The organism is Chitinophaga solisilvae (assembly GCF_009928525.1).
Classification (GTDB): domain Bacteria; phylum Bacteroidota; class Bacteroidia; order Chitinophagales; family Chitinophagaceae; genus Chitinophaga; species Chitinophaga solisilvae.
Genome location: NZ_JAABOK010000013.1, coordinates 38988 through 52162 on the forward strand (window position 1 = coordinate 38988; position 13175 = coordinate 52162).

13 protein-coding genes are annotated in these 13175 nt (G+C 49.1%); 7 read left to right on the forward strand and 6 right to left on the reverse strand.

Going from position 1 to position 13175, the window contains the following annotated elements:
- Nucleotides 1-2385, forward strand: a complete 2385-nt coding sequence (locus tag GWG06_RS23730) for an ABC transporter permease (RefSeq protein WP_160716469.1) — start codon at nt 1-3, stop codon at nt 2383-2385.
- Between the two features lie 129 nt (nt 2386-2514).
- On the opposite strand, the gene GWG06_RS23735 is transcribed toward GWG06_RS23730, so the two are convergent.
- The 3 genes from GWG06_RS23735 to GWG06_RS23745 form a co-directional block, all read right to left on the reverse strand.
- On the reverse strand, nt 2515-3096 hold the full coding sequence (locus tag GWG06_RS23735; protein WP_127038965.1) for a methyltransferase family protein: 582 nt from the start codon (nt 3094-3096) through the stop codon (nt 2515-2517).
- Between the two features lie 88 nt (nt 3097-3184).
- Nucleotides 3185-3787 carry an SMI1/KNR4 family protein gene (locus GWG06_RS23740; RefSeq protein WP_160716471.1) on the reverse strand — a complete coding sequence of 201 codons (603 nt, stop codon included), beginning with the start codon at nt 3785-3787 and terminating at the stop codon, nt 3185-3187.
- A 20-nt stretch (nt 3788-3807) separates the two neighbouring features.
- Nucleotides 3808-4197: a nuclear transport factor 2 family protein gene (locus tag GWG06_RS23745; protein ID WP_160716473.1), complete on the reverse strand. Its 390-nt coding sequence runs from the start codon at nt 4195-4197 to the stop codon at nt 3808-3810.
- Nucleotides 4198-4372: 175 nt separating this feature from the next.
- On the opposite strand from GWG06_RS23745, the gene GWG06_RS23750 reads away from it, so the two are divergent.
- Nucleotides 4373-5071 (forward strand): hypothetical protein, encoded by a 699-nt coding sequence (locus GWG06_RS23750; protein WP_160716475.1) that lies wholly within the window; start codon nt 4373-4375, stop codon nt 5069-5071.
- Between the two features lie 131 nt (nt 5072-5202).
- On the opposite strand, the gene GWG06_RS23755 is transcribed toward GWG06_RS23750, so the two are convergent.
- Nucleotides 5203-5700, reverse strand: coding sequence for a YdeI/OmpD-associated family protein (locus GWG06_RS23755; RefSeq protein ID WP_160716477.1), 498 nt, complete (start codon nt 5698-5700; stop codon nt 5203-5205).
- A gap of 84 nt (nt 5701-5784) precedes the next feature.
- On the opposite strand from GWG06_RS23755, the gene GWG06_RS23760 reads away from it, so the two are divergent.
- From GWG06_RS23760 to GWG06_RS23775, 4 genes are all read left to right on the forward strand, one after another.
- Complete coding sequence (locus GWG06_RS23760) at nt 5785-6372, forward strand: Crp/Fnr family transcriptional regulator (RefSeq protein ID WP_160716479.1); 588 nt, start codon at nt 5785-5787, stop codon at nt 6370-6372.
- A 61-nt stretch (nt 6373-6433) separates the two neighbouring features.
- Nucleotides 6434-6805 (forward strand): DoxX family protein, encoded by a 372-nt coding sequence (locus tag GWG06_RS23765; RefSeq protein WP_160716481.1) that lies wholly within the window; start codon nt 6434-6436, stop codon nt 6803-6805.
- A gap of 75 nt (nt 6806-6880) precedes the next feature.
- Nucleotides 6881-7831: a bifunctional helix-turn-helix transcriptional regulator/GNAT family N-acetyltransferase gene (locus GWG06_RS23770; protein ID WP_127038944.1), complete on the forward strand. Its 951-nt coding sequence runs from the start codon at nt 6881-6883 to the stop codon at nt 7829-7831.
- Nucleotides 7832-7972: 141 nt separating this feature from the next.
- Nucleotides 7973-8419: an SgcJ/EcaC family oxidoreductase gene (locus tag GWG06_RS23775; protein WP_160716483.1), complete on the forward strand. Its 447-nt coding sequence runs from the start codon at nt 7973-7975 to the stop codon at nt 8417-8419.
- 3 nt (nt 8420-8422) lie between these two features.
- Here GWG06_RS23775 and GWG06_RS23780 read toward each other — a convergent pair whose 3' ends face one another.
- Nucleotides 8423-10690: an ATP-binding cassette domain-containing protein gene (locus tag GWG06_RS23780; protein ID WP_160716485.1), complete on the reverse strand. Its 2268-nt coding sequence runs from the start codon at nt 10688-10690 to the stop codon at nt 8423-8425.
- 123 nt (nt 10691-10813) lie between these two features.
- Between GWG06_RS23780 and GWG06_RS23785 the strand changes: the two genes are divergently transcribed.
- The gene (locus GWG06_RS23785; RefSeq protein WP_160716487.1) at nt 10814-11449 is read left to right on the forward strand and encodes a LysE family translocator; all 636 of its coding nucleotides are present in this window, start codon (nt 10814-10816) and stop codon (nt 11447-11449) included.
- Here the strand turns inward: GWG06_RS23785 and GWG06_RS23790 are convergent, their stop codons facing one another.
- Nucleotides 11450-13045: a beta-N-acetylhexosaminidase gene (locus GWG06_RS23790; RefSeq protein WP_202183106.1), complete on the reverse strand. Its 1596-nt coding sequence runs from the start codon at nt 13043-13045 to the stop codon at nt 11450-11452.
- Between the last annotated feature and the right edge of the window lie 130 nt (nt 13046-13175).

The following is a 13175-nucleotide window of genomic DNA, read 5'->3' on the forward strand; positions in this document are numbered from 1 at the left end:
ATGTTAAGGAATCATACTAAAGTTGCCTGGAGGAATCTCCTCAACAACAAAACTTTTTCCCTGCTCAATATTGCCGGCTTATCAACCGGTCTGGCAGTGGCGTTGCTGATCGGCCTGTGGATTTATGATGAAGTGACCTTTAACAAACACCACGCGAATTATGACCGCATTGTTGCCGTGATGCAACACCAGACCTTCAATGGAGACGTTGGTACGCAAACAGCTAATCCTTATCTGCTGGGTGAAGAGATCAGGAATAAATACGGGAGCGACTTCAAACATGTAATCATGACGTCGTGGCCGGATAAACACATTCTGGCTCAAGGCAACCACGCGGTTTCCAAAACAGGTAATTTCTTTGAACCTGATTTTCCGGAGATGATTACCCTCCGGATGCTGAGCGGTACCCGCGGAGGATTAAAGGATCCTTCCTCCGTGATGTTATCTGCTTCTACAGCCAGGGCTATGTTTGGCGACACGGATCCGGTTGGCCAAATCGTAAAAATGGATGGCAGGCTGGATGTAAAAGTGAGCGGTGTATATGAAGACCTTCCCCACAATTCGTCCTTCGGCGACCTGGAATTTATAGCGCCCTGGGAATTGTACCTGATCAGTCAGCCGTGGATAAAGGAAATGGAAAATCCGTGGCGTTCTAATTTCACCCAGACATATGCGCAGCTGGCCGATAACGCTGACCTGGAAAAAGTATCTGCAAAAATAAAGGATGTAAAGCTGCACAAGGTGCGCGCCGAGGACGCCGCTTTCAAACCGGAAGTATTTCTGTTTCCGATGAGTAAATGGCACCTGTATTCGGAATGGAAGGACGGAAAAAATACCGGCGGACGTATTCAGTTTGTCTGGCTTTTTGGCGGCACCGGCCTGTTTGTGCTGCTGCTGGCCTGTATTAACTTCATGAACCTGAGCACCGCGCGTTCTGAGAAAAGGGCCAGGGAAGTGGGTATCCGCAAGGCGGTGGGCTCTGTCCGCAGTCAGCTTATCTCCCAGTTTCTGAGTGAATCAGTGATGCTGGCCTGCGTTGGTTTCGTACTGGCGTTACTGTTAGTATATATCAGTTTACCATTTTTCAACAGTCTGGCAGACAAAAGAGTCAGCATCCCTGTCCGGCAACCGTTATTCTGGCTCATTGCCTTCGGTGTTACTTTTTTCACCGGAATAATTGCCGGCAGCTATCCGGCATTTTACCTGTCCTCCTTTGAGCCGATCAAAGTGCTGAAAGGAACATTCCGCGCCGGCCGGTATGCGGCCGTTCCCCGCAAAGCAATGGTAGTACTGCAGTTTACTGTATCTGTTATACTGATTACCGGCACGGCAGTAGTATTCAAACAGATACAATATGCCAGGAACCGCCCTACTGCCTATAACCGGGAAGGATTAATCACCATCCCGATAGCCACTCCCAAACTGTACGACAACTTCGAATTTATCCGGCAGGAACTGACTGGCAGCGGCGCCGCACAGGCAGCAGCCGTGACTTCCGCTCCCACCACCCGCCTGAGTCAGATCAACAACGGATATACCTGGAAAAATATGCAGCCCGGCACACAGGGTAATTTCGGGGTGCTGAACGTCAGCCACGATTTCGGACAAACCATCAAATGGCAGATTATCGCCGGCAGAGACTTCTCCCGTAATTTTACTACAGACAGCAACGCCATTATACTGAATGAAACTGCTGTGAAGTTTATGGGACTTAAAAACCCTGTGGGAGAAATCGTGAAGAAGGACAACCAGCCATTTACCGTGATCGGCGTAGTAAAAGACATGGTGATGGAATCGCCCTATCAACCGGTATTCCGCACCATATTTGAGCTGGATAGTAAAAACGTTAACTTTATCAACATCCGGCTGAATCCTGCCAAACCTGTGACAGCAGCGCTGGCACAGGCAGAAAGCATTTTCAGAAAATACGATCCGGGTGTTCCCTTCACTTATACGTTTGCTGACGACGATTATGCTATCAAATTCGATACAGAGCAACGTATCGGTAAACTATCCAGCTTCTTCTCCGTACTGGCTATCTTTATCAGCTGCCTGGGACTGTTTGGCATGGCTTCTTTCATGGCAGAACAACGTACAAAGGAAATAGGCGTCAGAAAAGTACTGGGCGCATCCATCTTCAACCTGTGGCGGCTGATGACCAAAGATTTCGCTTTGCTGATACTCATCGCCCTGAGCATCGCCGTTCCTGTAGCCTGCTACTGTATGAACCGGTGGCTGCAACATTACGACTACCGTACCGATATTTCCTGGTGGATACTCGCAAGCATCTGCGGCGGCGCCCTGGGAATAGCACTCCTTACCGTTAGCTATCAATCCATAAAGGCAGCGATGATGAATCCTGTGGAAGTACTTAAATCTGAATAATTACGAATTACGAATTGCGAATTACGAATGAGGAGCGAAGATTTAAGCGGATAAAGAATTAACTTCTTCGCTTAAATCTTCGCTCCTCATTCGTAATTCGCAATTCGTAATTCGTAATTCCTGTATATTTTACCAGATAAACGGAATCAGCTTCCTCGTATGTTGCTGGTATGCAGTGTATGCTTCGGGGAAGAGGTTGCTCAGCAGGATTTCTTCCTGGTTGATTTTAATGCATAAGCCGAGGGCAAAAATGAGGGTCATGATGATGGCGGCGAGGCCGCCGGTAACGAGGGTGGTGCCGGTAACTGCCGTGATGAAGCCGGTATAAATGGGGTGTCTTACAAAGCGGTAAGGCCCTGTCATTACCAGTTCATGGTCTTTTTTGGCGGTTACACCGCCGCTCCAGTTTTTGCCCAGGAGGTAGCGGGACCAGATGCAGATGAGGATACCTGTTATGCACAATACAACGCCGGCTGTTTGCAGTACTACGTCTGCAGGCAGGATGCGGCGGCCGATCCCTCCGGTCATCAGCAAAGGTGCATACAGGGAAGAAAAGATGAGGAAATAGCCGAGAGCACCCATAAAGCGCTCCTTAGCGGTTCTTACTTTAATATTTTCTTTGGTTTTATTACGCAGCAACAGCCAGTAACTACAGAACAGGATCCAGCAGCCGATAGTGATCCAGGTAAATATGGTCAGCGAATGGGTCATAAACAGGGTTTTATAACCTGCTGAAGGTAGGCGATAATCGCTTAAAAGCTCCTGTTCATTTTATTCATTCCTCATATCAGGCATTCGTCTATGGTGTAAGCCAGTACTTAATTCCGGAGGGAACCGGTGTTGGTTTAAATGCGGGTTTTCCTGCCAGCTCCGGGAAGATGTGGGTGGCAATCAGTTTGCTGATATTATCTGTCCAGTAGATAATATCGGATCCATACATAGACAGTACCGGGTTACCGGGAACATCCACCAGCATAAACCGGTGCCCGCAAATAGGGAAGATACGCGAAATCCCCTCTGCCCTGAGCCGACCCGCGGTGATATTATTAGCCGAATAAATCCACTGCAGGAGGTTCTGTATGCGGTCCATATCATTAGGAAAAGCATAGAAAACAGGTGTATAGGCCGGCGTATGCCCGCTGCTGCCGTAGATATTTACGCCGGGCTTATCCAGCCCGTTCATGACCTCATAGAAATGCCGCAGCGGGGCAGGGAAAGTGAATCCCACAGCCGCTTCGAAGGCCTTCAGCTCTGCTGCAGACAAACCGGGATTCCATGTTGTTCCCGGCTGTACCTGGAAGCCGAAGATATCATGATCCAGGGAGCTGCCGGCCCAATGGCGGTCAGACAGTTCCCGGAGCTGTTCAAAAAAAGCGATGCTGTCGTCCGGAGCTATTATCATCTCTCTAAAATACGAATCTTTTATGGCTGCAATGCCTTCACCAGGCCATATCCTTCTTCCAGCAAACGGTATTTTACAATGAGATCATTTTCTATGGTCATGGAGGTAAAGAAAATGGACTCATATAGTTTGCCGGTCTGTAACATACGCGTGGTAAAACGGCCGGCGGTGAGGTTAACATTTTCCTGTGTAAAGGAATGATCTATATGCCCTTCCACCGCTTCCGTATTTTTCCATAACATCCTGTAGAAGTCTGCTATGGCTGCTTTTGTGGACCGATGGCCCAGCCAGGGCGCTATTGCTTCATTGCCGGGAATGTACCAGTCAATTTCATCTGCGATCAGCGCTAAAATATCATCCAGGTTACGCTGCGCCATGGCGGCAAAAAATTTATTAACGATGTGTTCCATATAATCATTTTTCTACCACAAAGTTCCGTTTCCTGTTTTGTTAACGCTTACCTATACACGCCGTATTGTTATCTTTTCACGTCACATGATAAAGAAGCAACAAGTAAAAAAAAGTTATTGTAACAGAAGCGTTAATTTGTACCTGCAAATATTCCGGACCCAACTCCTTTTGACTATGAAATACTTATTAGTGGCTGCTGTCAGCCTTTTGTCCCTACCCGCTTTTTCTCAGATTATAGAAAAAAACAACAATGTAGGAATCGGTATAGAACCGGTTTCCAAACTGGAAGTAAATGGTAATATCTATACGCACGGCGGGCTTTCCAGCAGTGCAGGCGGCCCTGTAGGCGGATTTATTCATTTGCTGAATCCCACTAAAACCACTCCCGGAACGGCCATGCGCTGGAGCATTTATAATATGACCGGCACCTATGGCAACAGCCTGCAGTTCTGGGCATATGACCAGAAAGAATGCACCCCTGGCGGTTTGTGTGCATCCCGGCTGACGATACTTGATAACGGCCGGGTAGGCATCGGTACTAATGTTCCCCCGTCAGAACTGGGTGTTGCAGGCACCATCACAGCGTATAAAGTAAAGGTAACAACCAACTGGGCTGATTATGTTTTCCATAAAGATTACCAGCTTCCCAGCCTGGAATATGTGGAACAACACATCCGTGAAAAAAAGCATCTGCCCGAAATTCCATCTGAAGCAGAAATCAGCAGAGACGGCCTGGACCTGGGCAGTATGCAGCAAAAGCAGATGCAGAAAATTGAAGAACTCACCCTCTATATCATTGAGCAGCACAAAGCCATTGCTGCCCTACAGGAAACCGTGAAAAAGCTGAGTGCACAGACAGCACAAAAATTTTAATATTTGGTTATTTGAGATTTGGTTATTTAAAATGCAGCGGAGACTAAAGCGAAATTTTAAATTGAGTATCCGCGTTGGTCTCCGCTGCATTTTAAATAACCAAATCTCAAATAATAAAATCTCAAATTTTCCTAGTTTTTTTTGGTGGGATGTGCGGGCAGGCCGGCGGCGAGGTTGTTGATAGCGGTGGCCATCCGTTGAATGCGGGCATCGAGTACATTTACTTCCATGAGCCAGCGGATACAATCCTGCTGTTCTTTTTCCGGTAGCTGCTGAAAGGCTTTCCAGGCGGCAGGTTCATCTTTGAGACATTCCAGAAAATCTTCCGGGATCACTTCCTGCGGCTCATCGGCGGCAGCATATAATACTACCTTTACCATATCGCCTTCCTGTTTGCCGATCCGCTTGCGGATATCTGCTTTGACCGGCAGGAACAAAACACCTTTTCCCATCGGCATCAGGGTGCCGTCTTTTAATTCATAGCTGTCAATAAATCCGTGTATCTTCTTTGCGCCGAAATAGCTACGCTTGTCCTGAGGAATATGCGGCATACGGATGTATGTCCAGCCGCCTTTTCCGGGGAAGCGCTCCATCGTTAATTCCTGGTTGACTAAGGGTTGCTGATCCATGATGTAAAGCTAATATCTTCTCTCCTAATTTGTTACTGTCTGATGAACCGGATGCTGTATTTTTATGTCCGAACAACGAAATATATGTCATACGATCCTGCACTGAATGATTTCTTTGAAACCATTAAAAGTTTTATCACTTTATCCGCCGACAGCCGGGAGGCGCTGGCCTCAGTCATGAAAAGGTCTGAGCTGCCGAAAGGCACCGTACTGGTAAATCCTGGCAGTATCTGCAAATATATCTACTACATAGAAAAGGGGCTGACAAGAACCTGGTATGTGAAGGACGGGAAAGATGTGACGGACTGGATCAGTGTGGAGCGCACATTTGCCACGTCTATTGTAAGTTTTGTTACCGGGCAGCCGGATATCCGCGGTATAGAGTTGCTGGAGCCGGCAATTATATGGGCTATCGGGCATGATGATATACAACGGTTGTATGACAGCAGCCATGAGATAGAACGTTTTGGCCGGCTGCTGGTGAGTCTGGGGCTGGTGCAGATGCAGCAGCGTTTCGATGAGCTTCATTTTGCCACGGCGCGCGACCGTTACCGCCGGCTGATGGAGCAGCACCCCGGCATTATACAACGTGCGCCGCTGGGTATCATTGCTTCTTACCTGGGTATTACACAGGAGACGCTGAGCCGTATCCGGGCAGACTTCTCTTTTTGATAATTGTCAAAGGAATAACCTGCCGGTGTCTGCAACTTTGTGACATAAAATCATTCAGGATATGAATACGTTATTATGGACACTACAGGGATTGCTGGCACTTGTTTTCGTTTATTCCGGCATCATGAAATCCACACAGCAGCGGCAGAAGCTGGTCAGCATGGGACAAACCGGTGTTGCCAATCTGTCTTACCCCGTTATCCGGCTGATAGGCATTACCGAAACGCTGGGCGCGGTGGGTATACTGCTGCCCTGGGCTATTGATGTGGCGCCGTTTCTGACGCCGCTTACTTCCACCTGCTTCGCTGCTATTATGGTGATGGCTGCTCCTATCCACTACAGGCGCCGGGAATACTACTCCGTGGCCTTCAACCTGACACTGCTTGCTATGGCTATGCTGGTAGCGATAGTACGTTTCGGCCAGTTATCATAATTTTTTTGGCAGAAAAAGAAAGCGGCGTATATTTATGTAACTGGTTACATAATTAGTTACATAAAATGATGGTATATGAGCTTTTTTGATACTGCGGGCAAGATGGCCATAGGCAGCAGACTACGTTTGCTGACAGAAAAAATCACGGAAGACGCCGGAAAGATATATGCACTGTTTGGCGTAGGGCTGCAGCCGAAATGGTTTCCCGTTTTCTATATGCTGGCCAACAACGAAGCCCTCACTATTACCGCCATTGCAAAAGAGATAGGACACTCCCATGTGTCTGTCAGCAAGATTGTCAGGGAGATGGTAAAGCATGGGCTGGTAAAGGAAAAGAAAGATAAATCAGACGGGCGGCGGAATATGGTCACCTTATCCGCTGCCGGCAGGGAAGTGAATCAGCGGCTCAGTGAGCAGTGCGTAGATGTAGGCAGCGCCATAGAAGAGCTGTCGGCGTCAGCCACCCACAACCTGTGGGAAGCAATCGGAGAATGGGAGTTTCTGCTGGAACAGCGCTCCCTGCTGCGCCGTGTCATGGATCAGAAGAAAAAACGGGAAGGGCAGGAAGTCACTATCGTCCCCTACAGCCGTAAATACCAGCAGGCCTTCCGCGACCTCAACGAAGAATGGATCTCCACTTATTTTAAGATGGAAGCGGCTGACTACAAGGCATTGGACAATCCCAAAAGTCATATACTGGACAAGGGAGGTATCATACTGGTGGCGCTGTACAAAGAAGAGCCGGTGGGCGTATGTGCACTGATCAAAATGAAGGATCCTGACTATGACTATGAACTGGCCAAGATGGCTGTTTCTCCCCGTATGCAGGGCAAGAGCATCGGCTGGCTGCTGGGCAGCGCCATCGTGGAACAGGCGCGGGCGCTCGGCGCACGGAACATCTATCTGGAGAGTAATACTATGCTGAAACCCGCCATCAGCCTGTATCACAAACTAGGATTCCAAAAAGTGGCCGGCAGGGCTACTCCCTACGAACGCTGCAACATACAAATGGAACTGATATTTTAGCCGTAAACAGTCTGCCAGGCGGCAGACTGTTTTTTTACCGGTACATTTACCGCTTTCACCGAAAAACCGGGGCCGTCAACCCAAAACGACTGTTCCCGTAATGGCCGGACGAATAGTTTTGTGTCTGTAAATTCAAATGACATGAATACTGCTTTCGAATTCAATGCCATTCAACAGATCAACAATGAAATTTACCGTTGCTTTGAAACGCAGAACTTCAGGTCTGCCGCGCATCATCTTACCAGTGACTGCGACTATATCACCTTCAACGGCGAACACCTGCGCGGCCGCGATGCCTATGTCACCACGCATGAGCAGCTGATGAACAACTTTATTTTCAGAGGCGCCAGGCTGGAAGGGCATATAGAACAAATCCGTTTCCTGAATGACAGAACAGCTGTGGTCATTGCCTATGGCGCTATCCGTTTCCGCTGGCAGAAGAAAGCACCGGAAAGCCGCCAGTCAGTGAATACTACCCTGTGGATTAAAAACGGGGAAGATCACTGGCAGATGGCCACCTTCCACAATTGCCGCGTGAAAAAGATCAGCCGGTTTGGACAGTGGCTGATGACGCTGGGCAGGAAATAACCATCATCCGTTCTTCAGGTATTGCTGCAGGAATTTTCCGGTAACAGACTGCCGGTGTTTCAGCAGATCGCGGGGCGTACCTTCAAATACAACTGTACCGCCCTGATGGCCTGCTCCCGGCCCGATGTCTATAATCCAGTCGGCCTGACACATCACATTCAGATTATGTTCAATTACGATGACCGTATTACCATTATCCACCATCTCACCGAATATCTTCATCAGCCTGGCGATGTCTGACAGATGAAGCCCGGTAGTTGGTTCGTCATATACATATATTTCTCCCTGGTGCTGCAGCTCGATAGCCAGTTTAATACGCTGGCCCTCACCGCCGGAAATGGTATCCAGCGACTGGCCCAGGGGGATATATCCCAAACCTACTCTGGATAAGCGTTCCAGCACACCGGTAATTTCCGGCGCCGTAAAAAAGGATAAGGCTTCTTCTACCGTCAGCTGTAATACCTCGCTGATATTTTTACCGCGCAGCCGGTGCTGCAGTACAGCAGCCTGATAACCACTGCCGCCGCATACTTCACAGGTTTCTTCCACATCTTCCATAAAAGCAAGATCCAGGGATATGATACCCAGCCCCCTGCATTCCGGGCATGCGCCCGCCGCATTGGCGCTGAAAAGCGATTCGCTGACGCCGTTCTTCTTCGCAAACATCTTCCTGATCAGATCAAAAATACCGGTGTAAGATGCCAGGTGCGAACGCCTGGAACCCCGCAGGGCACGCTGATCTATCACTTTTACTTCGGGGTACTGCTGCGTCAGTACATGATTAATCAGCGAACTTTTACCGGAGCCGGCCACGCCGGTCACCACCGTGAATACTCCCCGCGGAATCTTCACCGTTATATGCTTCAGGTTATGCAGGGATGCATCGGCAATCACCAGCTCTCCTATCGGTTTCCGCGGATGGGTATTTATCTCCGGGTGCTTTGACAGGTATTTACCTGTCAGGCTGCCGGATTTTTTCAATCCCGCCAGCGTGCCTTCAAACACAACAGTTCCCCCGTGTTTGCCTGCATGTGGTCCCATATCCACCACATGATCTGCAATAGCGATTACATCAGGGTCATGTTCCACAATCAGTAATGTGTTGCCTTTATCGCGCAGCTGCTGCATATGCGTATTCAGCTTGTGCACATCGCTGGGATGCAGGCCGATACTGGGTTCATCGAAAATATAGGTAAGGCCGGACAGGCTGCTGCCCAGGTGTTTGACCATTTTGATGCGCTGCGACTCGCCGCCGGACAGTGTGGATGTTTCCCGCGACAGATTCAGGTATGGCAAGCCAATGTCTACCACATGCTGCAGGCGGCCGGTCAGTTCGTCCAGCACGGTTTTCACGTTAGACGCCCTGATGCCGGACAGAAAGCGGATCAGTTCATCCGCCTGCATGGCGCTGCAGTCTGCAATATTTTTCCCGTTTATCCGGCACGAAAGTATTTTCTGATTCAGTCTGCCGCCATGGCATTCCGGGCATTCCCTTGTAGTCACAATACCTGCCAGCTGCTCCGCATTCCGGATGTTCTCCTTTGATTCCCGCTTCAGGAAACTTTTCTCAAACCGGGGAATAATTCCCTCATAGGACGCAGTTTTGGGCCAGTCCTTGTGCGGATGTTCCGGTTTATGCGGCGTAGCATACAACAGCATCTCTTTTTCTGCCGCCGTATAATCCTTTATCTTTTTATCATTATCAAAATATCCGGAACGCACATACCGGAGCCAGCGCCAGGAGCCGGGTGTAAACGAGGGAAAGCGGATAGCGCCGCTGTTCAGCGAAGCATTATAGTCGATCAGTTTGCTGACATCAATGGTATTGACTTTACCCAGCCCTTCGCAACGCGGGCACATCCCCAGCGGATTATTAAAGGAAAATACATTGGAATATCCAACGAAAGGCTGGCCTGTGCGTGAAAACAGCAGGCGCAGCAAAGTGTAGATATCTGTGATGGTACCTACGGTAGAGCGTGCATTGCCGCCGATACGTTTCTGGTTAATGATGATGGCCACAGACAGATTCTCCAGGCGATCCACCTCCGGCTGGCCGTAGTGCGGCAGGCGGTGACGGATGAAGCTGTCGAATGTTTCATTGAGCTGGCGCTGTGATTCCGCCCCGATAGTATCGAATACCAGCGAAGACTTACCGGAGCCGGAAACGCCCGTGAACACAGTGATTTCGTTCTTTGGTATCTCCAGTGAAATATTTTGCAGGTTATTCTCCCTTGCTCCTTTAATGATTATTTTATTATGCAGGTATTTCATCAGATGAATATTTTGCTACTCACTTACGAGGTAAGAAAATGTAAAACAAGTATCATTTAACAAGAATGATGCAAAGGTAAACGGTCACATCGCTTATTTTAGCAGGTCAAATTTTCTGCAGCTATGATTCCATTACAGCAAATAATCCTGTTTTTCCTGGCAGCCCTGGTGATGGTGCTGACGCCCGGGCCCAATATGATTTATCTGGTGAGCAGGTCTGTTTCCCAGGGTAAAAGGGCAGCGATGATCTCTCTGGGCGGTGTAGCCTGTGGTATGCTTTTTCATATATTGCTGGTATCACTGGGACTGACCACTATTCTGATGGCGGTGCCGTATGCATATACTACGCTGAAAATGACCGGGGTTATTTACCTGTTATATCTGGCCTGGCAGGCCGTAAAGCCGGGAGGGAAAAACGTGTTTGAGGCCGGCGCCGCCCTTAAATATGATTCACCGCTCAGGTTGTTCAGCATGGGGCTTTTTACCAGTGTGCTGAATCCCAAGATTGCCGTATTCTATCTGTCTCTTTTTCCGCAGTTCATTAAACCGGAGTATGGGTCTATCCTGGTACAGAGCCTGGAGCTGGGTTTCATACAGGTATTCACGAGTGCTTCCGTCAACGCACTGATTATTTTTTCCGCCGCGGGTGTTACGCGCTGGTTCAGCGCCAACCCTAAATGGATACGTGCCCAGAAATGGTTTATGGGCAGCATATTTGCCGGACTGGCGCTGAAGATGGCGCTGGATAAGGGAAAATAATCAGTCGATATATTTTTCATTAGTAGGCTTACCGGTTTCCGGATGTTTGTCCGGAGCGGACATATCGAAATAATACAAATGATGTTGCTGATATAACTGCAGATGTGATTGCAGTCTTTGAAAGAACTGCGCCGCATTCTTTTTCTCCGGGGCTGTCCAGGCGGTTTCCGCCAGCGCAGAGATGCGGGGGAACAGCATGAAATCGAGGCGGCGGTTATCAGTAATTACTTCCGTCCACAGGCAGGCCTGTACGCCGAGGATATTGTTGCTATGGTCCTTTGCAGCCGGGAGGCGGCTGGCATCAAAATCGTATACGGACTGAATATTGTTCAGTTCTCCTTTCGCCCAGCGGCGGCCTATCTTATGGGAGCTGTCCTGCACAAAATCGAAATAGAACGGCAACCGCGGGCACAATATTACCTGGTAGCCTTTGTCCAGCGCCATGCGCAGATTTTCGGGCTTATCCTGCCTCCACCAGCAGACAATTGTTTGATTGACCGGCAAAGTAGCCGTTGCTACTTCATCCCATGCCAGCACCTTATTATGCATCCGTATAACGGTATCGGCCATACGCTGAATGAAATAGTCTTCCACCGCCTTGCGGGAAGTAAGCCCGTGCGACTGCATCAGCCGGATAACGCCGGTATCTGACTCCCAGCCTTTATTGCCGAAGGTGACCTCATCGCCGCCGAGGTGTATCATCTGTGAAGGGAAGAGTGCATCTGTTTCCTGCAGTATGTTGGCCAGGTATTGATAGGTGCCTTCCCTGCCGGGGTTGAAAGTAAAGGAGGGATATTTTTCCGTACCACCGCCATCGAAGGCAGGGTAAGCCCTGTTGGCGGCGCTGGCGTGGCCGGGCATATCAATTTCCGGGATCACGGTAATGTATCTGGTTTGTGCATAGGCAACAATTTCCCGGATATCCTCCTGTGTATAGAATTGAGCGGGAGCTTCCGGATTATGATGATTACCGATGCCACCGATGGTTGTCAGCAGCGGATATTTCTTTATTTCCAGCCTCCAGCCGGGAGCGTCCGTCAGGTGCCAGTGGAAGCGGTTGAGTTTATAGAAGGCCATCCAGTCGAGAATGGATTTCACTTTTTCTTTTCCGAAGAAGTGCCGGGATTCATCGAGCATGAGTCCGCGCCAGGTGTAGTAAGGCTTATCATCGATATTCCAGGCAGGGATATAGAGGGCGTCCTTTTTACGTGTAGCCGATGCCGTTAGTTGCAGCAGGGTAGCTACGGCGTTGAAGGCGCCTTCCGGGCCGGCAGCGGTGATGCGGATATTATTCTCCGACATGCGCAGCGTATAGGCGTCCGCCGGACCACCGTTACTGTTATGTTCCAGTATGATTTTATTAGCGGTAGCTTTACCGGCCGGCAATTCATATTGCTGAAGCAGCTGTTTCCGGAGAAATGCCGCCACTGGCTGCAGGGATGCGTCTTTAGCGATGACGGCCGTCCGCTTACTGAGTGCGAAGGGTTCACTGCCTGGCTGGTATTGAGCCGGCAGCGGTATAACAGGGCATGTCTGCGCAATGGCCTGTAACAATGTAAAAAGAAAGAGTGCACTGAAGAGCAACGGCTTCATCATGGAATTCGGATTTTATAATTTTTCATGTTCACCGGTGCAGGGAGGGCTAACCCTACCGTATACACGCAGCAGATAGTTACGGCACAAGATACTGTTTGCCATATTTTTCTGTTAGTATTAAAAATAAATT

What these genes read in the sequence shown, in the direction of transcription:
- GWG06_RS23790 (WP_202183106.1), bottom strand. Translation starts at nt 13,045, where the DNA reads ATGATGAAGCCGTTGCTCTTCAGTGCACTCTTTCTTTTTACATTGTTA.
- GWG06_RS23775 (WP_160716483.1), top strand. Translation starts at nt 7,973, where the DNA reads ATGAATACTGCTTTCGAATTCAATGCCATTCAACAGATCAACAATGAA.
- GWG06_RS23740 (WP_160716471.1), bottom strand. Translation starts at nt 3,787, where the DNA reads ATGATAATAGCTCCGGACGACAGCATCGCTTTTTTTGAACAGCTCCGG.
- GWG06_RS23780 (WP_160716485.1), bottom strand. Translation starts at nt 10,690, where the DNA reads ATGAAATACCTGCATAATAAAATAATCATTAAAGGAGCAAGGGAGAAT.
- GWG06_RS23785 (WP_160716487.1), top strand. Translation starts at nt 10,814, where the DNA reads ATGATTCCATTACAGCAAATAATCCTGTTTTTCCTGGCAGCCCTGGTG.
- GWG06_RS23745 (WP_160716473.1), bottom strand. Translation starts at nt 4,197, where the DNA reads ATGGAACACATCGTTAATAAATTTTTTGCCGCCATGGCGCAGCGTAAC.
- GWG06_RS23770 (WP_127038944.1), top strand. Translation starts at nt 6,881, where the DNA reads ATGAGCTTTTTTGATACTGCGGGCAAGATGGCCATAGGCAGCAGACTA.
- GWG06_RS23760 (WP_160716479.1), top strand. Translation starts at nt 5,785, where the DNA reads ATGTCATACGATCCTGCACTGAATGATTTCTTTGAAACCATTAAAAGT.
- GWG06_RS23755 (WP_160716477.1), bottom strand. Translation starts at nt 5,700, where the DNA reads ATGGATCAGCAACCCTTAGTCAACCAGGAATTAACGATGGAGCGCTTC.
- GWG06_RS23765 (WP_160716481.1), top strand. Translation starts at nt 6,434, where the DNA reads ATGAATACGTTATTATGGACACTACAGGGATTGCTGGCACTTGTTTTC.
- GWG06_RS23730 (WP_160716469.1), top strand. Translation starts at nt 1, where the DNA reads ATGTTAAGGAATCATACTAAAGTTGCCTGGAGGAATCTCCTCAACAAC.
- GWG06_RS23750 (WP_160716475.1), top strand. Translation starts at nt 4,373, where the DNA reads ATGAAATACTTATTAGTGGCTGCTGTCAGCCTTTTGTCCCTACCCGCT.
- GWG06_RS23735 (WP_127038965.1), bottom strand. Translation starts at nt 3,096, where the DNA reads ATGACCCATTCGCTGACCATATTTACCTGGATCACTATCGGCTGCTGG.